At 66.5% G+C, this 20,600-nt stretch carries 17 protein-coding genes and 1 tRNA gene; 12 read left to right on the top strand and 6 right to left on the bottom strand.

The genetic code is table 11. The annotated features are described in order from the left end of the window. Window positions 1–8: 8 nt before the first annotated feature. From AC56LU_RS13415 to AC56LU_RS13395, 5 genes are all read right to left on the bottom strand, one after another. Window positions 9–1,574 (bottom strand): glycoside hydrolase family 10-like protein, encoded by a 1,566-nt coding sequence (locus tag AC56LU_RS13415; RefSeq protein WP_497176267.1) that lies wholly within the window; start codon window positions 1,572–1,574, stop codon window positions 9–11. A 60-nt stretch (window positions 1,575–1,634) separates the two neighbouring features. After that, the gene (locus tag AC56LU_RS13410) at window positions 1,635–2,849 is read right to left on the bottom strand and encodes an acyltransferase family protein (RefSeq protein ID WP_497176102.1); all 1,215 of its coding nucleotides are present in this window, start codon (window positions 2,847–2,849) and stop codon (window positions 1,635–1,637) included. A gap of 65 nt (window positions 2,850–2,914) precedes the next feature. Next, window positions 2,915–4,195, bottom strand: a complete 1,281-nt coding sequence (locus AC56LU_RS13405; protein WP_497176101.1) for an MFS transporter — start codon at window positions 4,193–4,195, stop codon at window positions 2,915–2,917. Between the two features lie 67 nt (window positions 4,196–4,262). Next, complete coding sequence (gene murQ, locus AC56LU_RS13400) at window positions 4,263–5,141, bottom strand: N-acetylmuramic acid 6-phosphate etherase (RefSeq protein WP_497176100.1); 879 nt, start codon at window positions 5,139–5,141, stop codon at window positions 4,263–4,265. A gap of 98 nt (window positions 5,142–5,239) precedes the next feature. Continuing rightward, window positions 5,240–5,977 carry a GntR family transcriptional regulator gene (locus AC56LU_RS13395; RefSeq protein ID WP_497176099.1) on the bottom strand — a complete coding sequence of 246 codons (738 nt, stop codon included), beginning with the start codon at window positions 5,975–5,977 and terminating at the stop codon, window positions 5,240–5,242. Window positions 5,978–6,220: 243 nt separating this feature from the next. Here AC56LU_RS13395 and AC56LU_RS13390 point away from each other — a divergent pair, with 243 nt between their 5' ends. The 12 genes from AC56LU_RS13390 (at window position 6,221) to AC56LU_RS13335 (ending at window position 20,348) form a co-directional block, all read left to right on the top strand. After that, window positions 6,221–7,597 (top strand): serine hydrolase domain-containing protein, encoded by a 1,377-nt coding sequence (locus tag AC56LU_RS13390; RefSeq protein WP_497176098.1) that lies wholly within the window; start codon window positions 6,221–6,223, stop codon window positions 7,595–7,597. 109 nt (window positions 7,598–7,706) lie between these two features. Then, window positions 7,707–8,984 carry a D-amino acid dehydrogenase gene (locus AC56LU_RS13385; protein WP_497176097.1) on the top strand — a complete coding sequence of 426 codons (1,278 nt, stop codon included), beginning with the start codon at window positions 7,707–7,709 and terminating at the stop codon, window positions 8,982–8,984. A 58-nt stretch (window positions 8,985–9,042) separates the two neighbouring features. Next, on the top strand, window positions 9,043–9,483 hold the full coding sequence (locus tag AC56LU_RS13380; RefSeq protein WP_497176096.1) for a YchJ family protein: 441 nt from the start codon (window positions 9,043–9,045) through the stop codon (window positions 9,481–9,483). Between the two features lie 29 nt (window positions 9,484–9,512). After that, window positions 9,513–11,120 carry a carboxyl transferase domain-containing protein gene (locus tag AC56LU_RS13375; protein ID WP_497176095.1) on the top strand — a complete coding sequence of 536 codons (1,608 nt, stop codon included), beginning with the start codon at window positions 9,513–9,515 and terminating at the stop codon, window positions 11,118–11,120. Window positions 11,121–11,132: 12 nt separating this feature from the next. Continuing rightward, window positions 11,133–11,918 (top strand): enoyl-CoA hydratase/isomerase family protein, encoded by a 786-nt coding sequence (locus tag AC56LU_RS13370; RefSeq protein ID WP_497176094.1) that lies wholly within the window; start codon window positions 11,133–11,135, stop codon window positions 11,916–11,918. A gap of 26 nt (window positions 11,919–11,944) precedes the next feature. Continuing rightward, the gene (gene bioA / locus AC56LU_RS13365; protein WP_497176093.1) at window positions 11,945–13,285 is read left to right on the top strand and encodes an adenosylmethionine--8-amino-7-oxononanoate transaminase; all 1,341 of its coding nucleotides are present in this window, start codon (window positions 11,945–11,947) and stop codon (window positions 13,283–13,285) included. 5 nt (window positions 13,286–13,290) lie between these two features. Beyond that, window positions 13,291–14,478, top strand: coding sequence for an 8-amino-7-oxononanoate synthase (gene bioF / locus AC56LU_RS13360; protein WP_497176092.1), 1,188 nt, complete (start codon window positions 13,291–13,293; stop codon window positions 14,476–14,478). Further along, complete coding sequence (gene bioD / locus AC56LU_RS13355) at window positions 14,475–15,308, top strand: dethiobiotin synthase (protein WP_497176091.1); 834 nt, start codon at window positions 14,475–14,477, stop codon at window positions 15,306–15,308. Before bioF ends, bioD begins: the two co-directional genes overlap by 4 nt. A gap of 10 nt (window positions 15,309–15,318) precedes the next feature. Then, window positions 15,319–16,365, top strand: coding sequence for a biotin synthase BioB (gene bioB, locus AC56LU_RS13350; protein ID WP_497176090.1), 1,047 nt, complete (start codon window positions 15,319–15,321; stop codon window positions 16,363–16,365). A 67-nt stretch (window positions 16,366–16,432) separates the two neighbouring features. Continuing rightward, window positions 16,433–18,463, top strand: a complete 2,031-nt coding sequence (locus AC56LU_RS13345; RefSeq protein ID WP_497176089.1) for an acetyl/propionyl/methylcrotonyl-CoA carboxylase subunit alpha — start codon at window positions 16,433–16,435, stop codon at window positions 18,461–18,463. Between the two features lie 32 nt (window positions 18,464–18,495). Then, window positions 18,496–19,425, top strand: coding sequence for a 2-hydroxyacid dehydrogenase (locus AC56LU_RS13340; RefSeq protein WP_497176088.1), 930 nt, complete (start codon window positions 18,496–18,498; stop codon window positions 19,423–19,425). Between the two features lie 5 nt (window positions 19,426–19,430). Continuing rightward, a complete protein-coding gene (locus AC56LU_RS13335) occupies window positions 19,431–20,348 on the top strand; it encodes a hydroxymethylglutaryl-CoA lyase (protein ID WP_497176087.1) in 918 nt (305 codons plus the stop codon). A 131-nt stretch (window positions 20,349–20,479) separates the two neighbouring features. Here AC56LU_RS13335 and AC56LU_RS13330 read toward each other — a convergent pair. After that, window positions 20,480–20,556, bottom strand: a tRNA-Pro gene (locus AC56LU_RS13330). Window positions 20,557–20,600: the final 44 nt, after the last annotated feature.

Genomic DNA, 20,600 nt, shown 5'->3' with positions numbered 1-20,600 from the left:
TTGCAATATTACGATGGCTTGCGCCATGCCTGCACACGCGCGCCTTCGGTACCGAGGCGGTTGACGCCGCTCACCAACACCAGGTCGGCAGCGCCGAGCCTGGCGTCGTCCGCCACGGTCCAGTCCACGCGCGCGGCCGGGACCACCGCGAAGCGCCATTCGCCGCCGTGGCGCGCCCAGACCGCGTACAGCATCGTGGCCTTGCCGGCCTTGAGCCGCAGCAGCACCCCGTCATTGCCGCGCTTGGCGGCGACCTGCGGCGTGCCCGGCGCTTCGCTCGCCAGCCAGGGAGTGGCCGGCACCAGCGCCTGGCCGGGGTAGGTGGCGGCGCGCAGCTGGTCGCTGACGCCCTTGCGGTTCTGCGTGAGCGCCACCATGCTGAAGTGGACGTGGCCGGTCGCCAGCGGGCGCTGGCGCGTCAGCGCGATCTGGTCCAGGATTTCCTTCGGCTCGTAGTTCAGGGTCGGCGGCGCAGCGCCGATGCGGCTGGTGAACAGGCCCGGCCACATGTGGCGGCCCTGCGGGTTCTGCGAAATCCAGTAGTCGAGCAGTACCGGGTAGGACTGGGCAGTCTGGGCGATCGGCCAGTACAGCTGGGGCACGAAGTAGTCGAGCCAGCCCTTTTCCAGCCACAGTTCGGCATCCGCGTACAGCTTGTCGTACTGCGAGAAGCCCGAGATGCCCGGCGGGCGGCGGTCCGGGCGGCCCATGCCGAAGGGGCTGATGCCGAAGCGCACCCAGCTCTTCTCCTTGTGGATGCCCTTGTACATGGCTTCGATCAGGCGGTTGACGTTGTCGCGGCGCCACGACGGGCGGTCGAGCTTGCCGCCGCCTGCAAGATAGCGTTCCCAGGCCGGGCCGTCCGGGAAGTCGAGCTCCTTCGCAGCAGGCTTGCCGTTGCCGTCCAGTGCCTGCGCGTTGCCTGCGACTTCCGGCGCCGCGATCGGATAGGGGTAGAAGTAGTCGTCGATGTGCACGCCGTCGATGTCGTAGCGGCGCACCACGTCGAGGATCACGTCCATGGTCTGCTTCGACGCTGCCTCCTCGGCCGGATCCATCCACATGAACTTGCCGTAGCGCTTGACCGCGTGCGGCTTGGTGTTGGTGATGTGGTTCGGCGCACTAGGGGAACGCGCATTGTCGTGGCGCGCGCGGTAGGGGTTGAACCAGGCGTGCAGCTCCAGGCCGCGCGCATGCGCTTCCTTTACCCAGAACGCGAGCGGATCGTACATCGGCGAGGGCGGCTTGCCCTGGGCGCCGGTGAGGTATTCGGTCCAGGGCTCGATCTTCGACGGATAGATCGCATCGGCCGCCGGACGCACCTGCAGCACGATGGCGTTCAAATTGAGGCTGACTGCGCGGTCCAGGATGGCGATGGCCTCGACCTGCTGCTGCGCCGCGGGCAAGCCCGGCTTGCTCGGCCAGTCGATGTTGGCGACGGTCGAGACCCAGGCGGCGCGGAATTCGCGCGGGGCCGGCGGCGGGTTGTCCGCAGCGCTGCCGGGCGTGGCCGGCGGGGTGGTGCAGGCGGCCAGGAAGCTGCCCAGTGTCAGGGCACCTGCCATGCCGGTCATGCCGGCCAGGGTGAACGCACGTTTCTTCAAATCGGGCTTCAAATCCGCTCCTTCTTTTCTTCAGACTTTGACGAACCACCGCTTGCGCCACATGATGACCGCGATCGCGAACATGCAGGCGTTGAAGAGGATGGCATGGATCAGGGATGTGTTGGCGGCGCCCAGCGGCAGCGCCTTGAGCGGCGCATACAGCACGCGGCCGAGCGAGAGCTGGCTGCCGTCGGGCTGCGCCAGCTTGATAAATCCGAGCATCTTGGCGACGAAACCGGAGAACGCAAAGATGAACAGCGCATTCATGCCATAGATGACGAAGGGTTTGGCCCACACGGCCGCGCGCTCGCGCACGATCGCGTGCGGGTTGGCGTCGAGTAGCCAATAGACACTGCCGAAGGCCAGCAGCGCCCAGCCGGTCGTCCACAGGCAGTACGAGACCGTCCACAGGCTTTTGTTGATCGGCATGAGCACCGCATCGAGGCTCGACCCCAGCGCCAGGAACACCAGGCCGGCGAACAGCATCCACGTTACCTGCTCGATGCGCGGCAGGTTTGCCGCCAGCACCCGGCCGGCCAGGACGCCGAACAGCTGGCTGCACAGGGCCGGGATGGTGCTCACCAGTCCTTCCGGATCCCAGGTTTTGGATTGCACCCACAGGTGGCCGTCGAGAAGCATGCGGTCGATCCAGGCGCCGAAGTCCTGGCCCGGCTCCAGGATGCCCGCGCCGATGCCGGGCACCGGCACCCACAGCATCAGCACCGTGTACAGCGCCAGCAGCGCCGCGATCACGGCCAGCTGCGCGCGCCAGCCGAGGTAGACGACCAGCGGCGCCACCAAGAGCGTGCACAGGGCGATGCGCTGCAGGACGCCCGGAATGCGCACGGTATCGAAGTCGAAGCGCGGGATCAGGTTGAGCAGGAAGCCGATCAGGAAGATCAGCGCGGCGCGCCTGGCGAGTTTACCCAGCAGGCGCCCCTTGGGGGCTCCGCTTGCCGCCAGGCGCCCGAGCGAGAGCGTCATGGCGACGCCGCCGATGAACAGGAAGAAGGGGAAGATGCAGTCGGTGAAGGTCCAGCCATGCCATGTGGCATGGGCCAGCTGCGCATGCAGGTTGCCCCAGTCGCCCGGATTATTCACGAGCACCATCGCCGCAATGGTAAAGCCGCGGAAGGCGTCGAGTGAGGTCAGGCGCACCGGTGCATCGCGCATTGCAGGCTTGGTCTCCAGTATCGTTATTGATCTTGTAGGGTGGTCGGCTTCGCCGACCGCGCGTTCAAACATGGCATGGGCAGACGCATCGTCCATTCGAACGGCGGTTGAACGCGCGGACGGCATAGCCGTCCACCCTACTTCTTGCCGAACTCGGGGTCGATCTTCACCAGCGCCGCCATGACGAATGCAGGGATCGTGGACAAGCACGCCCAGACGAAGAAGTTCTTGTAGCCGAGGTATTCCTGCAGGTCGCCGCTCCACATGCCCGGCACCATCATGCCAAGGGCCATGAAGCCGGTGCAGATCGCGTAGTGGGCGGTCTTGTGCTCGCCCTCGCAGACCATGATCATGTACAGCATCATGGCGGTGAAGCCGAAGCCGTAGCCAAACTGCTCGATCGCCAGCGCGGCGCACACCACGACGAAGCTGGTCGGCTGCGTCTGCGACAGGTAGACGAACACCAGGTCCGGCAGGTGGATTGCGAACACCATCACCCACAGGCAGCGCTTCAGGCCCAGGCGCGAGATCAGGTAGCCGCCGGCCAGGCCGCCCATGGTGAGGAAGGCGATGCCGATGGTGCCGTAGGCGATGCCGTACTGCTCGGTGGTGAGCCCCAGGCCACCCGCGGCCAGCGGGTCTTTCAGGAAGGGCGCCACCAGCTTGAGCAACTGGGCTTCACCGAGGCGGAAAGTAAGAATGAAACCGAGGATCAGCCAGATGTCGCGCTTGCGGAAGAACAGCGCGAAGGTGGTGAAGAAATCGCGCAGCGGGTTGCTGGTGCCGGCCACCTTGTGGTCGCTGTCCGGCTTGGGCAGGATGAACCCGTGCCACAGGAAGGCCACGAAGAACAGGGCGGCGAGCACGAAGAACACGATCGCCCAGGCCTGGTTGACGCTGCCCAGTCGGGTGGCCAGGTAGCCGGCCAGCACCACCAGCGGGCCCTGCACCGACAGCGTGGCCAGGCGGTAGAAGGTGGAACGCACGCCCACGAACGCCGCCTGCTGCTGCTGGCGCAGGCCGAGCATGTAGAAGCCGTCGGCCGAGATGTCGTGGGTGGCGGAACTGAAGGCCATCAGCCACATCACGGCAAGGCTGGCCACAAAGAAGTTCGGCAGCTGCAGGGACAGGCCCACCGCCACCAGCGAGGCCGCGACGCCGAGCTGCAGCAGCACGGTCCAGCGGCGTTTGGTGCCGAACATGTCGACGACGGGCGACCACAGGGGCTTGATCACCCACGGCAGGTACAGCAGGCTGGTATAGAAGGCGATGTCGGAGTTCGACACGCCCATGTCCTTGTACATGATGACCGACAGGCTCATTACCACCACATAGGGGATGGCCTGGGCAAAATACAGCGAAGGAATCCAGGACCACGGGCTGGTGGGCGACGAACTTTTGGCGAGCGAAGTCTGCATAAGTCTTTCGTGGTCGGGCAGGTGCGGCGTACCCCGGGTACGCTTCAGGCGTACTGTGGGACGGCGGTCACGCGATGGCTTCGCGCACGCTGCCGTGCGCCGCCTCCAGCAGGGCTTGCGCCTGCTCGACACTGGTTTGTTTGGTCAAGGCCACCACCGCGGTCTTGACGTGGTAGCCGCACTGCTCGAGCACCGCCTGCGCGGCGGCTTCGTCGGCGCCGGTGGCAAACACGGTCAGGCGGATGGCGCGTCGCACCAGCTTGGCATTGGTAGCCTTCAAGTCTACCATCAGGTTGCCATAGACCTTGTGCAAACGGACCATGAGCGCACTCGAAAAGGTGTTCAGCGCGATCTTCTGCGAGGTGCCGGCTTTCAGGCGGGTGGAACCGGAGATGACTTCCGGGCCGGTGTCGAGCGTGATGCCGATCTCGGCATCCTTGGCCACCGGCGCATCGGCATTGTTGGCGAAGCCGATCGTCAGCGCGCCGGCTTCACGCGCGGCGCCCAGCGCGCCCAGTACATACGGCGTGAAGCCGGAGGCGGCGATCAGCAGCACCACGTCGTTCGCGGCCACGTCCACCTTCTTCAGGTCGGCCGCGCCCTGCTCGACATCGTCCTCGGCGCCTTCGACCGCCACGAACATCGCTTCCAGGCCGCCGGCCAGCAGCGCCACCGCACGCTCGTGCGGCCAGGAGAAGGTCGGATACAGCTCGACGCTGTCGAGCACGCCGAGGCGGCCCGAAGTGCCGGCGCCGACGTAGATCAGGCGCCCGCCCGCTTCCACCCGCGGCAGTGCGGCGGTGACGGCGGCGGCGATGCGCGGCGCGGCGGCGCGCACCGCGTTGACCGCGTTGAGCTGGTCGTCGACCAGGACGTTGACCAGTTCCACGGTCGGGTACTGGTCGAGGGTGGCGTGGTCCTGGGCCGGGGTTTCGGTTTTCAGCATTGCCGTATCTTCATGGTGCGGAGTGATCGATAAAACCAGTGTAATACCAATTGCAGCCGGCGACCCATGAAAGCTGCGGCCGTCATCATGCCGAAAAGTTATGCAGGACGCCTGAGCTCCGCGACAAAGTCGTAATGGTCGCTGAGGCAGTAGGAGTGCGTCAGCTCCACCGGCTCGCCCGATTCCAGGTAGCCGACGCGTGTGATGAACAGCACCGCACGGCCTTCCGGCACATCCAGGCGTGCCGCCAGTTCGGCGGAGGCATTCATTGCGCGCAGGTGCTGCAGCGCGCGCAGCGGCATGTGCCCGGTCTTGGCCAGGTGGGCATACAGCGAGCCGCCGACGTTCTCGGGACGCGGCAGCACGGTGGCCGGGATCACGCTGACTTCGTACGCCATGACCACCCCGTCGGCCAGGCGCAGGCGCTCGAGGCGCGCCACGCGCGTGTTCGGAGACAGGCCGAGCGACAGCTGCTCGTCGGCGTCGGCCTGCACGACCTCGCGCCGCAGCCAGTGGCTGCTGGGCGTGTAGCCGCGCTGCTGCAGCTGCTCGGAAAAGCTCGACAGGTCCGACAGCGGCTGCTCGATGCGCGGCGCGATGTAATTGCCGGAGCCGCGCCGGCGCACCACCAGGCCCTGGTCGACCAGCTGGTCGATCGCCTTGCGCGCGGTGACGCGCGAGACGTCGAGCTGCTCGGAGAGGGTGCGTTCGGAAGGCAAGGCCTGGTCGGCCTGGTAGCGGCCGTCGCGCACGTCTTGCGCGAGCTTGCGCGCCAGCTGCATGTACAGCGGCGAGTTGTCGCTCAGGTCGATCTGGAAGGTGGGGTTGCTTGTCATTGGCATTGCTCAGGGGTCGTACGAAGTGTAATGGCAACGTCCGTCCCCGACACACTGCGATCCATGAAAAAGCTTTGTATATGCATTCTTCTGGCTTATGAGCATACCACTTGATACCAATATCAAAGGGTTATGCCAAGGCGACGGCTATTCATTTGGCAATCCTCCCTGTCACTCCGTATGCTCATCCGGACGATTTCACATGTACACACAACAAGCCGTCATGGCGACGAGGAGACTGGAATGAACGAGCGCAGGCGAAGCTTGCTGGGCATGGCCTTGCTGGGCGTGACCGAGCCGCTGTTTGCGGTTCCGCCGTCGTCCGCAGCGCCTGCGGGCATTCCTGCCGGCGCGCGCCAGGCGCTCGACGCCGAGCTGGCGGCCATCGCCAACGACCCGTCGATGCAGCTGGCCAGCCTGTCGGTGCTGGCGATCCGCGGCGGCCAGCCGGTGTACCAGCACGCCTTCGGACGCCGCTTCATCGGCACTGCGGCCCTCCCCGACCGTCCCGCCACGCCGGACACGCTGTACCGCATCGCCTCGATCTCCAAGATGATGACCACGCTGGGCCTGATGCGCCTGGTGGAAGCGGGCCGCGCCGACCTCGATGCCGACGTGTCGGGCTACCTCGGCTACCGCGTGCGTAACCCGCATTTCCCGGCGCGTCCGGTCACGCTGCGCACCCTGCTCACCCATACCTCGTCCCTGCGCGACGACGCCGGCTACTCGTGGCAGTTGCCGGTGTCGCTGCAGGACGTGCTGGTGCCGGGCGGCGCGCTGTACGGCGAAGGCAGGATGTGGTCCGACCGCGCCGGTCCGGGCGACTATTTCACCTACTGTAACCTCGCCTGGGGCGTCATCGGCACCGTGATGGAGCGCATCGCCCGCGAGCGTTTCGACCTGCTGATGGAACGCCTGCTGTTCCAGCCGCTCGGCATCCAGGCCGGCTACAGCCCGGCCGGACTGGCACCAGGCGCACTGGATAATCTCGCCACCCTCTACCGCAAGCGCACGGTCGACACCGAGATCTGGAATGCCGCCGGTCCCTGGATCCCACAGGTGGACGACTACAGCGCCAGGCCGCCGGTCCTGCCGGTGGGAACCGCCACCGCGGCGCCGGGCGTCAACGCCACGCCCTTCAGCCCCACCGGCGGCCTGCGCATCTCGGCGCCCGCCATGGGCGTGGTCATGCGCATGCTGATGAACGGCGGCGTCCACGGGAGTACTCGCCTGTTCCAGCGCGCCACGCTCGATGGCATGTTCGCGCGCCAGTGGACCCACGACGGCCGAAGTGGCAATGGCGATGGCAACGGCGACACGCTGAACGGCCTGTACCAGGCCTGGGGCCTCGGCAACCAGCATTTCCCCGACCGTCCCGGCATGGGCCTGGTCGACGGCGGCGGTTTCGAAGGCGTCGGCCACCTGGGTGAAGCCTACGGCCTGCGCTCGGTGTTCGCGCTGGATGCCGCGCGCGGCAACGGCATGGTGGTCCTGAGCGGCGGCAGCTCGGCCGATCCGGAACTGCAGGCAGGACGCTATTCGGCCATGGCGCGCTACGAGGAACGCATCCTCACTGCGCTGTATCGCCATGCGATCTCCGCCCAACAGGCAGCAACATGATGGCAATGTGTGCATATACCCCGGTTATGGCGCTTGGCGCGACTTTCATTGGCCCTCATTGGGCCGAACGCCTAAGCTCACCACCCACGTTCAATAAGAAGAGTGCAGGATGCAGCAGCAAGTAGTTCAACCCCGTCAACCGCGTCAGGCGCGAGAACACGTCCTCGTCATCGGCGGCGGCGTGGTCGGCCTGACCTCGGCCTGGTGGCTGGCGGAAGCCGGCTACCACGTCAGCCTGCTGGAGCGCGCGCCGGAGGTCGGCAGCGGGTCCAGCTACGGCAACGGCGGGCAGCTCAGCTACCGCTACGTGTCGCCGCTGGCCGACGAAGGCGTGCCGCTGAAGGCCTTGCAATGGATGTTCCAGGACGCCGGTCCGCTGCACTTCCGGCCGGAAGCCGACCTGCGCCAGTACCGCTGGCTGGCCAGCTTCCTCGCGCACTGCCGCGCCGACGTCAACCGCCGCACGACGGCCAAGCTGCTCGAACTGGGCGAGCTGTCGCGCCAGGGCATGAAGCAGCTCGAAGTCACGATCCCGCTCGACGAATTCGAATGGCGCGACGCCGGCAAGCTGGTGGTGTACCGCTCGCGCGACGTGTTCAAGAAGGCGGCCGGCAAGGCTGGCGCCGGCGAGATCTGGTCCGCCGCCGAGTGCGCGGCGCGCGAACCGGCCCTGGCGGCGGCGGAACCGCTGCTGGCCGGCGGCATCTACAACAGCGGCGAAGCGGTAGCCGATTGCCACGCCTTTTGCCTGGCCCTGGCCGAGCGCCTGCGCGCCCATCCGCGTTTCGGGGGCTTCGTCCACGGCGAAGCGCGGCGCCTGCTGGCTGACCGGGGCCGCATCACCGGGGTCGAGACCGATCAAGGCGTCGTCGTTGCCGACAGCTATGTGCTGGCCGCCGGCATCCAGAGCCGTACCCTCTCAAGCACGGTCGGCATCTCGCTGCCGCTGTACCCGCTCAAGGGCTACAGCCTGACCGCGCCGATCCGGGCCGACGACGTGGCGCCTGAAATCAGCGTCACCGACTTCGAGCGCAAGGTGCTGTACGCGCGCATCGGCGACAAGCTGCGCGTGGCCGCCATGGTCGACATGGTGGGCGAAGACCTGAGCCACAATCCGAAGCGCGTCGACGCCCTGACGCGTCAGGTAAAAGAGACGATGCCGCGCGCGGCCGATTACTCGAAACTCTCGGTCTGGGCCGGCCTGCGCCCCGCCACCCCGAGCAGCGCCCCGATCATCGGCGCCACCCCCTACGGCAACCTGTGGCTGAACGTCGGCCAGGGACCGCTGGGCTTTACCTTTGCCTGCGGCAGCGCCAGCCTGCTGGCCGGCGCAATGAAAGGCGAGGCGCCGCCGTTTTCCCTGGATGGCTTGACGCTGCGCGGATGATCCGCCACGCATAGGGCCCACCGTATCCGCCATAAGGAAATGGCGGATAATGACGCCCATGTCCAAAACGACCACTCTCGAGGCCTGCCCCTGTGGCGGGCCGTCCCTTGGCGCCTGCTGCGGTCCGTTCATCCTCGGTGAGGCGCTGCCGCCCACGGCCGAGGCCCTGATGCGCTCGCGCTATACCGCGTATTCCCAGAAGAACGAGCCCTATCTGCTTGCCACCTGGCATCCAACTACGCGCCCAACCGAGCCCATCATCGATGAGAAAGAACCAATTCGCTGGCTCGGGCTTGAGGTAAAATCTGCTTTACGTTTACGTCAACGTAAAGTAAATTCACCGGACGATCCAGACACCGACACCGTCGAATTCGTCGCCCGCTTCAAGCTGGGAGGACGGGCGCACCGGCTGCACGAAGTGAGCCGTTTCCTGCGCGAGCCCGACCCGGAGACCGGGGCGCCGCGCTGGTATTACGTGGACGGAAGTTTCCCTAAATAAATAAAGCACAGCAGAGACAGAGGACGGCAATGCCCCAGATCGAGAGCAAACTCAACCCGCGCGGTGAAGATTTCAAGGCGAATGCAGCAGCCATGCAGCTGATCGTGGACGATCTGCGCGAAAAAGTAGCAAAGATTGCCCAGGGCGGCGGCGAGGCCGCGAGCGCCAAGCACGTCGCGCGCGGCAAGCTGCTGCCGCGCGACCGCGTGCAGATGCTGCTCGACCCGGGTACGCCCTTCCTCGAGTTCTCCCAGCTGGCCGCCTATGACATGTATGACGGCGCCGCCCCAAGCGCCGGCATCATCACCGGCATCGGCCGCGTCGCCGGCCAGGAATGCGTGATCGTCTGTAACGACGCCACCGTCAAGGGCGGCACCTACTACCCGATGACGGTGAAAAAACACCTGCGCGCCCAGGAAATCGCCGAGCAGAACCACCTGCCCTGCATCTACCTGGTCGACTCGGGCGGCGCCAACTTGCCGAACCAGGACGACGTGTTCCCGGACCGCGACCACTTCGGCCGCATCTTCTATAACCAGGCCAACCTGTCCGCCAAGGGTATCCCGCAGATCGCGGTGGTGATGGGTTCGTGCACGGCCGGCGGCGCCTACGTGCCGGCCATGAGCGACGAATCGATCATCGTCAAGGAACAGGGCACCATCTTCCTGGGCGGCCCTCCCCTGGTGAAGGCGGCCACCGGCGAAGTGGTGACGGCCGAAGACCTGGGCGGCGGCGACGTGCACACCCGCCTGTCGGGCGTGGCCGACCACCTGGCCCAGAACGATTTACATGCGCTGTCGCTGGCCCGCACCATCGTCTCGAACCTGAACCGGGTCAAGCCGGTGCAAGGCGTACTGCGTGAAAGCGTCGAGCCAAAATATGCGCCGGAAGAACTGTACGGCGTGATCCCGGTGGACACCCGTAAACCCTTCGATGTGCGCGAAGTGATCGCGCGCGTGGTCGACGGCAGCGTGTTCGACGAGTTCAAGGCGCGCTACGGCACCACGCTGGTGTGCGGCTTCGCCCATATCTACGGCATGAAGGTCGGCATCATCGCCAACAACGGCATCCTGTTCTCGGAGTCGGCGCTGAAGGGCGCCCACTTCATCGAACTGTGCTGCCAGCGCAAGATCCCGCTGGTGTTCCTGCAGAACATCACCGGCTTCATGGTCGGCCGCAAGTACGAGAACGAAGGCATCGCCCGCAACGGCGCCAAGATGGTGACTGCGGTCGCCACCGCCTCGGTGCCGAAGTTCACCGTCATCATCGGCGGCTCGTTCGGCGCCGGTAACTACGGCATGTGCGGCCGCGCCTTCTCGCCGCGCTTCCTGTGGATGTGGCCGAACGCGCGCATCTCGGTGATGGGCGGCGACCAGGCGGCGTCGGTGCTGGCCACGGTGAAACGCGACGGCATCGAGGGCAAGGGCGGCCAGTGGTCGCCGGAGGAAGAAGCCGCCTTCAAGCAGCCGATCAAGGAGCAGTACGAGCACCAGGGTCACCCCTATTACGCCAGCGCGCGCCTGTGGGACGACGGCGTGATCGACCCGGCCGATACCCGCACCGTGCTGGGCCTGGGCCTGTCGGCCGCGCTGAACGCGCCGATCGAAGACACGAAGTTCGGCGTGTTCCGGATGTAAGGAGAGAACATCATGGAATATCAAACCCTGACCGTGTCGATCGACGATAAGGTGGCAGCAGTCACCCTGAACCGCCCGGACCTCCGCAACGCCTTCAACGAACACGCCATCGCCGAACTGGCGCTGGCCTTCGACGAGCTGGGGCGCAATGAGCAGGTGCGCGCCATCGTCCTGGCCGCGAACGGCCCGGCCTTCTGCGCCGGGGCCGACCTGAACTGGATGAAGAAGATGGCCGGCTACTCGCACAGCGAGAACCAGCAGGACGCCGCGCGCCTGGCCGACATGCTGCGCACCATCTACCTGTGCCCCAAGCCCACGGTCGCCAAGGTGCAGGGCGACTGCTACGCCGGCGGCATGGGCCTGGTGGCCGCCTGCGACATCGTGGTCGCCAGCGAGGTGGCGCACTTCTGCCTGTCCGAGGTGAAGCTGGGCCTGATCCCGGCCACCATCTCGCCCTACGTCATCAAGGCCATGGGCGAGCAGGCTTCGCGCCGCTACTTCCTGACCGCCGAGCGCTTCGACGCCCAAGAGGCGCGCCGTATCGGCTTCGCGCATGAAGTGGTCGCGCCTGAAGAACTGGACGCCACCGTCGCCGGCATCGTGAAATGCTTGGCGTCGAACAGCCCGAATGCGGTACGCGAAGCCAAGAAGCTGGTGCGCGACGTCGTCGGCCAGTCGGTCGACGATGCACTGCTGCTCGATACCGCCAACCGCATCGCGGAAATCCGCGCATCGATGGAGGGCCGCGAAGGCGTGGCTTCCTTCCTCGAGAAGCGCAAGCCGACCTGGCTGAACTGAGTTTTTATCAGACATTGGATGTTGAATTGAAGCCGCACACCTCTTCCGACTGGATCGCACGCAGCCTGCGCAGCGTGTGGCACCCCTGCACCCAGATGCAGCACCACGAAGAGGTGCCGCTGATCGCGGTCAGCCATGGCAAGGGTCCGTGGCTCTACGACCATGAAGGCCGGCGCTACCTGGACGGCATCAGCTCCTGGTGGGTCAACCTGTTCGGCCATGCCAACCCGCGCATCAACGCGGCGCTGAAGGACCAGCTGGACAAGCTGGAACACGCGATGCTTGCCGGCTTCACCCACGAACCGGTGATCGCGCTGTCCGAAAGGCTGGCCGCCCTTACCGGCCACAATCTCGGTCACGCCTTCTATGCGTCCGATGGCGCCTCGGCGGTCGAGATCGCGATGAAGATGAGCTTCCATGCCTGGCGCAATGCCGGCTATCCGGGCAAGCAGGAATTCGTCTGCCTGCAGGGCAGCTACCACGGCGAGACCATCGGCGCGCTCAGCGTCACCGACGTGCCGCTGTTCAAGGATGCCTACGGCCCGCTGCTGCGCGCCTCCCACGTGGTGCCGGCGCCGGACGCGCGCAATGCGCAAGAAGGCGAATCGGCCCAGGACGTGGCGCGCCGCGCCATTGCAGCCGTGCGCACCCTGTTCGAGGAACGCGGCGACCGGATCGCGGCCATCATCGTCGAACCGCTGGTGCAATGCGCCACCGGCATGGCGATGTACGATCCGCTCTACCTGGAACTGCTGCGCGAACTGTGCGACCAGCACCACGTGCACCTGATCGCCGACGAGATCGCGGTCGGGTGCGGGCGCACCGGCACCTTCTTCGCCTGCGAACAGGCGGCGATCTGGCCGGACTTCTTGTGCCTGTCGAAAGGCATCAGCGGCGGCTACCTGCCGCTGTCGCTCGTGCTCACCGTCGATTCCATCTACCAGGCCTTCTACAGCGAAGACATCGCGCGCGGCTTCCTGCATTCGCACTCCTACACCGGCAACCCGCTGGCCTGCCGCGCGGCCTTGGCCACGCTCGACATTTTCGAAGAAGACGACGTGTTGAACCGCAACCGCGAGTTGGCCACCAAGCTGACCATCGCGCTGGCGCCGCTTGCCGAACACGAGCGCGCCAGCCACTTCCGCCAGCGCGGCATGATCTTCGCATTCGACGCGCTGGAACCTGATCCGGCGCGCGCCTCCAGCTTTGCGCGCCGCTTCTTCACCACCGCCGTGGAAAACGAACTACTGCTGCGCCCGATCGGCCGCACCGTTTACCTGATGCCGCCCTACGTGCTGGACGACGAGGACGTAGCGGGCCTGGCTGCGCGCACGCAGAAGGTCTTCGAATCGGTGATCGCGGGCTGAACACCATGGACCTGATCAAAGGCATCGACCGCAAGCTCGACACGTTGGCTGCGCAAAGCCTGACGCGGCGCCTGCGCGTGGCCGACAGCCCCTGCGCACCGCGCCAGGTCGTCGACGGCCGCCCCATGCTGGCTTTCTGCAGCAACGACTACCTCGGCCTGGCCTCGCACCCGGCCGTCATCGGCGCGCTGCAGGAAGGCGCAGCGCGTTACGGCGCCGGCAGCGGCGCGTCGCACCTGGTCAGTGGCCACAGCCGTGCGCACGCACTGCTCGAGGAACGCTTCGGCGAGTGGATGGCCCCACACATCGAACAGGCGCGCGCGCTCTACCTGTGTACCGGCTACATGGCCAACCTCGCGGTCTTGAGCGCACTCGGCGCGGATGCCGATGCGATGATCTTCTCGGAAGCGCTGAACCATGCCTCCCTGATCGATGGCGCGCGCCTGGCCAGGGCCGGCGTCAGCGTCTACCCGCACGGCGACGTCGCCGCACTGGAGCAGCAGCTGGGCGCCAGCACGGCGGCGACGAAAATCGTCGTCACCGACAGCGTCTTCAGCATGGACGGCAACCTGGCGCCGCTGCCGCAATTGCTGGCATTGTGCGAGCGCCACGGCGCGTGGCTGGTGGTGGACGACGCCCACGGCTTCGGCGTGCTGGGCGAACGAGGCCGCGGCGCCCTCGAACATTTCGGCCTGTCTTCGGCCAACCTGGTCTACATCGGCACCCTCGGCAAGGCGGCCGGCGTGGGCGGTGCCTTCATTGCGGCGCATGCCAGCGTGATCGAGCTGATGGTGCAGCGCGCCCGCCCCTACATCTACACCACGGCCGCGCCGCCGGCGCTGGCCCATGCGCTGCAGGCCAGCCTCGACATCATCGGCGGCGAAGAAGGCGTGCAGCGCCGCGCCCACCTGGCTGCGCTGGTGGATCACCTGCAGGATGCATTGCGGCCGCGGCGCTGGCAGCTGCTGGCGTCGGACACCGCGATCCAGCCGCTCATCATCGGCAGCAACAAGGACGCGCTGCGCGTGGCCGCCGCTTTGCACGAGCAGGGGCTGTGGGTGCCTGCGATTCGTCCGCCGACCGTGGCGCCAGGCACGGCGCGCCTGCGCGTGACGCTGTCGGCCGCCCACACCCACGACGAGGTGGCAACACTGGCACGCGCGCTGAACGAATTGGAAAGGGCCTTTGCATGAAGAACCTGAACGAACCAGTGGCGTTGACGCCGGTCGTCACGGCGCCCGGAAGCGCCGGTGCGCCGGTAGCGGAGGCGGAAGCCGCCGAACCGAAGCCGGAAGCACTGGCGCATGACGCCATCCCCTTGCGCTTCTGCTGCTTCGTCACCGGCACCGACACCGAGATCGGCAAGACCCTGGTCTCCGCCGCCATCCTGCATAAACTGGCGGCCAGCGGCCGCCGTGCCTGCGGCATGAAGCCGGTCGCGGCCGGCGCGCAACTGGTCGATGGCGAACTGCACAACGAAGACGCCGACATGCTGCGCGCCGCCGGCAACGTGCACCTGCCAAGCAGCATCACCACGCCCTTCATGCTCAAGGAGCCGGCCGCGCCGCATATCGCCGCCGCGCTGGAGGGCGTCCGCATCGAAGCGGTGCCGATCCTGGCCGCCTACACCGAGATCCATGCGGCCTCGGATGCGGTCGTGGTCGAAGGCGTGGGCGGATTCCGCGTGCCCTTCAACGACGATTTCGACAGCGCCGACCTGGCCGCCCAGCTCAACCTGCCGGTGATCCTGGTGGTGGGCCTGCGCCTGGGCTGCATCAGCCACGCGCTGCTCACGGTCGAGGCGATCGTGGCGCGCGGCCTGGTGCTGGCCGGCTGGGTCGCCAACACGGTCGACCCGGAGATGCGCTTCATGGTTGACAACATCGAAGCGCTGGAACAACGCATTCCGGCGCCGCTGCTGGGCCACGTGCCCCGCCTGCAAGACCCGACGGCGCAAGCCGCCGCTGAATATATCGACCTCGCGGGATTGCCGGGCTGGCATTCTCCGCGCGTCCAGACCTGAGGAAAACAAGATGTCCCAAAGCAATACCGCTGCTTCAAATACGATCTCGCTGCATCGTCCTGTCGCCATCAAGCAGGCGGACAACGCGACCTGGCCGCTTGCCGATGTGCTCGCCCTGTTCGAGCTGCCGTTCAACGAACTGATGTACCGTGCCCAGACCGCGCACCGTGCCAACTTCCCGGACGGCGACGTCGAACTGGCCACCCTGCTGTCGATCAAGACCGGCGGCTGCGAAGAAGACTGCGGCTACTGCCCGCAAGCGGCGCGCTACGACACCGGCGTCGAAGCCAAGAAGATCCTCGACCTCGACACCGTGCTCGACGCGGCGCGTGAAGCCAAGGCCAATGGCGCCACCCGTTTCTGCATGGGCGCCGCCTGGCGCAGCCCGAAAGAGCGCGACATGGAAAAGGTCGAAACCATGGTGCGCGAAGTGAAAGCGCTGGGCATGGAAACCTGCGCCACCCTGGGCATGCTCGAAGAGGGACAAGCCGAGCAGCTGAAGAAGGCCGGCCTGGACTACTACAACCACAACATCGACACGGCGCCCGACTTCTACAACAACGTGATCTCGACCCGCGAATACCAGGACCGCCTGGACACCCTGGGCCGCGTGCGCAGCGCCGGCCTGAAGGTCTGCTGCGGCGGCATCGTGGGCATGGGCGAGACGCGCGAACAGCGCGCCGGCCTGATCGCCCAGCTGGCCAACCTGAATCCGTATCCGGAATCGGTGCCGGTCAACCACCTGGTGCAGGTCGAAGGCACGCCGCTGCACGGCATCGAAAAGCTCGACCCGATCGAATTCGTGCGCACCATCGCGGTGGCCCGCATCACCATGCCGCAGGCGCGCGTGCGCCTGTCGGCCGGCCGCCGCGAGCTGGGCGAAGCCGTGCAAAGCATGTGCTTCATGGCCGGCGCCAATTCGATCTTCTACGGCGACAAGCTGCTCACCACCGGCAACCCGGAAGCGGACGACGACCGCGTGCTGCTCGAGAAGCTGGGCCTCAAGACGCGCGCCGCGACGCTGGAATCGGCGCCGAAGGCTGCCTGCGGCTGCTGATTTTTCGAAGGTGGCCGGGGAGACACGGCCGCCCATGAACTGATAACCAAAAGCGAAAGACCAACGCATGTTCACCAAAATCCTCATCGCCAACCGTGGCGAAATCGCCTGCCGTGTCGCCGCCACCGCGCGCCGCATGGGTATCCGCACCGTCGCCGTCTATTCGGAAGCCGACGCCGGGTCGAAACACGTGGCGGTCTGCGATGAGGCGGTGCTGATCGGCCCGGCCGCCGCCAAGGACAGCTACCTGAGAGGCCAGAAGATCATCGAGGTGGCGCAAGCAACCGGTGCGCAGGCGATCCACCCGGGCTACGGCTTCCTGTCGGAGAACGCGGCGTTCGCGGAAGCCGTGCAGGCCGCCGGCCTGGTCTTCATCGGCCCGCCGGGCTCCTCGATGCGCGCGATGGGCTCCAAGTCGGCCGCAAAACAGCTGATGGAGGCTGCCCGCGTGCCCCTGGTGCCGGGCTACCACGGCGACAACCAGGAGCCGGGTTTCTTGCGCGAACAGGCCGACCGGATCGGCTACCCGGTGCTGCTCAAGGCCAGCGCCGGCGGCGGCGGCAAGGGCATGCGCGTGGTCGAGCGCTCGGAAGACTTCGAGGCCGCGCTGGCCTCGTGCAAGCGCGAGGCGATCAGTTCTTTTGGTGACGACAAGGTGCTGGTCGAGAAATACCTGATCCGCCCGCGCCACATCGAGATCCAGGTGTTCGCCGACACCCATGGCAACTGCGTCTACCTGCACGAGCGCGACTGCTCGGTGCAGCGCCGCCACCAGAAGGTGCTGGAAGAAGCGCCGGCACCGGGCATGACCGCGGACCGCCGCGCCGCCATGGGCGAAGCGGCCGTCAATGCCGCGCGTGCGGTCGGCTATGTGGGCGCCGGCACCGTGGAGTTCATCGCCAACCAGGACGGCTCGTTCTACTTCATGGAGATGAACACCCGCCTGCAGGTCGAGCACCCGGTCACCGAAATGATCACCGGCACCGACCTGGTCGAGTGGCAGCTGCGCGTGGCGGCCGGCCAGCCGCTGCCGAAGAAGCAGAGCGAACTGGCGATCCATGGCCACGCGATCGAGGCGCGCGTGTACGCCGAGAACCCGGAAAAAGGCTTCCTGCCGTCGATCGGCACGCTGCGCCACATGGATACCCCAAGCGCCGTCGAGTTCGAGCTGGGTGCCTCGGGCACGAATCCGGCCGCGGTGCGGGTGGACTCGGGTGTGCGCGAAGGCGACGCCATCTCGCCCTACTACGATCCGATGATCGCCAAGCTGATCGTCTGGGGCGCCGACCGCACCCAGGCCCTGGCGCGCCTGTCGCAGGCACTCAGCGAGTTCCAGATCGTCGGCCTGGCCACCAACATCGCCTTCCTGAAACGCCTGGTCGAGGGCGAGGCTTTCTCGAGCGCCGACCTGGACACCGGCCTGATCGACCGCCACGGCGACACGCTGTTCCCGGCGCCCTCCAGCGCACCGCTGGGCGCCCTGGCCATGGCCGCGCTGGCATTGAGCCGCGGCGAAACCGTGCGTGGTTCGGTCAACCCGGCTGACCCGTGGGCCCAGGCGCGTGGCTGGCGCATGAACAGCGCTTACCGCCGCACGCTCTCGTTCGCGGACGAGTTCAGCGGCGCCGAGGGCTACCAGGTCGGCTTGATGTATGCCACCGCGGGCGCCCACGGCTGGGAAATCGAGGCCAACGGCGAGCGCCAGCCCCTGGAGCTGGTCCGCCACGAAGGCGCCGAGCTCACCATCCGCCTGGGCGAGGCCTCGCTGCACGGCAGCGTGCGCCGCGACGGCGACCTGTTCCACGTGTTCACCGGTGGCCGTCATTTCACGCTGTCGTACAATGATCCCATGGCGCACGCCGGCGAGACTGAGGCCGCGGGGGGGCGCCTGACCGCGCCGATGCCGGGTAAAGTGGTGGCGGTGCTGGCCTCGGCCGGCACGCAAGTGAAGAAGGGCGAGCCGCTGGTGATCATGGAAGCCATGAAGATGGAGCACACGATTTCCGCGCCGGGCGACGGCCTGGTGGAAGAAGTGCTGTACCAGGTCGGCGACCAGGTGGCGGATGGGGCGCCGCTGCTGGCGTTCAAGGCAGCCTGACAACGACAAGAAGACGACAAGAGGGGGAAACCATGCGCATACTCCTGTATCGGGGAGACGGCGTGATCGAGCCGTGGGCGCGCGAGTTCGCGGCCATCATGCCTCAGGTGGAAACCGTCGCATGGAAGGAAGGTGCGGCCCTGCCGCCCTGCGACTACGCGGTCGTGTGGAGCCCGACGCCCGCCTTGCTGGACCAGCTCGCGCACGTCAGGGCGATCTTCCTGATGGGCGCCGGCGTCGACGCCCTGCTCAAGCTGGGCGAGGCACTGCCGCCGGTACCGATCGTGCGCCTGGGCGACGCCGGCATGGGCGTGCAGATGGCGGAATACGTCGCGCATGCGGTGCTGCGCTATTACCGCCACTTCGACGACTACGAACAGCAGGCGCGCCACGGTGTCTGGGACCCGCTGCCGCTCATCCCGAAAGAAGAATTCGCGGTCGGCATCATGGGCCTGGGCAAACTCGGCCTGCCGGTGGTCGAGGCGATGCGCCTGTTCGGCTTCCCGGTGCGCGGCTGGAGCCGTACGCCCAAGGACATCCCGGGCGTGGAATGCTTCCATGGCCTCGAGGGGCTGGATCCGTTCCTGCGCGGTACCCGCGTGCTGGTCTGCATGCTGCCGCTCACGCCCGACACATCCAACCTGCTCGACCGCCACAACATGGGCAAGCTGCAGCCGGGCGCCTACCTGATCAACGTCTCGCGCGGCGCCATCCTGGCCGAGCCCGACCTGATGACCCTGATCCGTTCCGGCCACATCGCCGGCGCCACCCTCGACGTGTTCCGCCACGAGCCGCTGCCGGCGCCTCACCCGTTCTGGAACGAACCGCGCATCAGCATCACCCCGCATATCTCGGCGCTCACCGTGCGCCACGACGCCGTCCTCCAGATCGCCGACAAGATCGCGACGCTCGAGAGCGGCCAACCCGTCGGCGACATCGTCGACCGCGACCTAGGATATTGAAGAGCATGAATCAAGCAAGCCTGCCGAAGAAGGTCAAGATTGTCGAAGTCGGGCCGCGCGACGGCCTGCAGAACGAGAAAGAGGCGCTGTCCGCCGCCGTCAAGATCGAACTGGTGAACCGCCTGGCGCGCGCCGGCTTCGCCAATGTCGAGGCGGCCTCGTTCGTGTCGCCCAAGTGGGTGCCGCAGATGGCCACCAGCGCCGAAGTCATGGCCGGCATCGAACGCCTGCCGGGCACGATCTACTCGGCGCTCACGCCGAACATGCAGGGCTTCGAGGCGGCGCTGGCAAGCAAAGCGGATGAAGTCGTGATCTTCGGTTCGGCCTCGGAAGCCTTCTCGCAAAAGAACATCAACTGCTCGATCGCCGAATCGATCGCACGCTTCGAGCCGGTGGCGCGCGCCGCCAAGGCCAACAATCTGCGTCTGCGCGGCTCGATCAGCACCGCTTTCGGCTGCCCCTACCAGGGCGAGGTGCCGCTCGAAGCGGTGGCCGACGTGGTGCGCCGCATGCGCGAGCTCGGTTGCGACGAAATCGACATCGCCGACACCATCGGCGTCTCGACCGCGCGCAAGACCCAGGCCGTGATGCTGGCAGCAAGCCGGGAATTCCCGCTCGAACGCCTGTCCGGCCACTTCCACGACACCTATGGCCAGGCCCTGGCCAACATCTATGCGGCGATGGAAGTGGGCGTGGCAATCTTCCACTCGTCGGTGTCGGGACTGGGCGGCTGCCCGTATGCCAAGGGCGCGACCGGCAACGTCGCCACCGAAGACGTGGTCTACCTGATGAACGGCCTGGGCATCGAGACCGGCATCGATCTCGACGCGGTGGTGGATGCCGGGCAGTTCATTTCGCAGCAGCTGGGCCGCAAAGGTGCAAGCCGGGCGGGTAATGCGATTGCCGCGAAGCGCGCAGGCTAAGGGGTTGAACTGTCGTTACGACTGCTCGGATGTGATTTGAACGCGTGGGCGGCATAGCCGCCCACCCTACGAAAACACAACACAGAACGAAAAAAGCCGACAGTTTTCACTGTCGGCTTTTCTCTTAATGCTGGTCGGAGTACAAGGATTCGAACCTTGGACCCCCTGGTCCCAAACCAGGTGCGCTACCGGGCTGCGCTACACTCCGAAGACAGAGATAATATCGTGTCGGCGGGCTCAGGTCAAGGCTTA

It is taken from the genome of Telluria sp. PB2R4, assembly GCF_059685695.1.
Note: the sequence above shows the minus strand (reverse complement) of the source record. Positions and strands in the feature narration are given on the sequence as shown.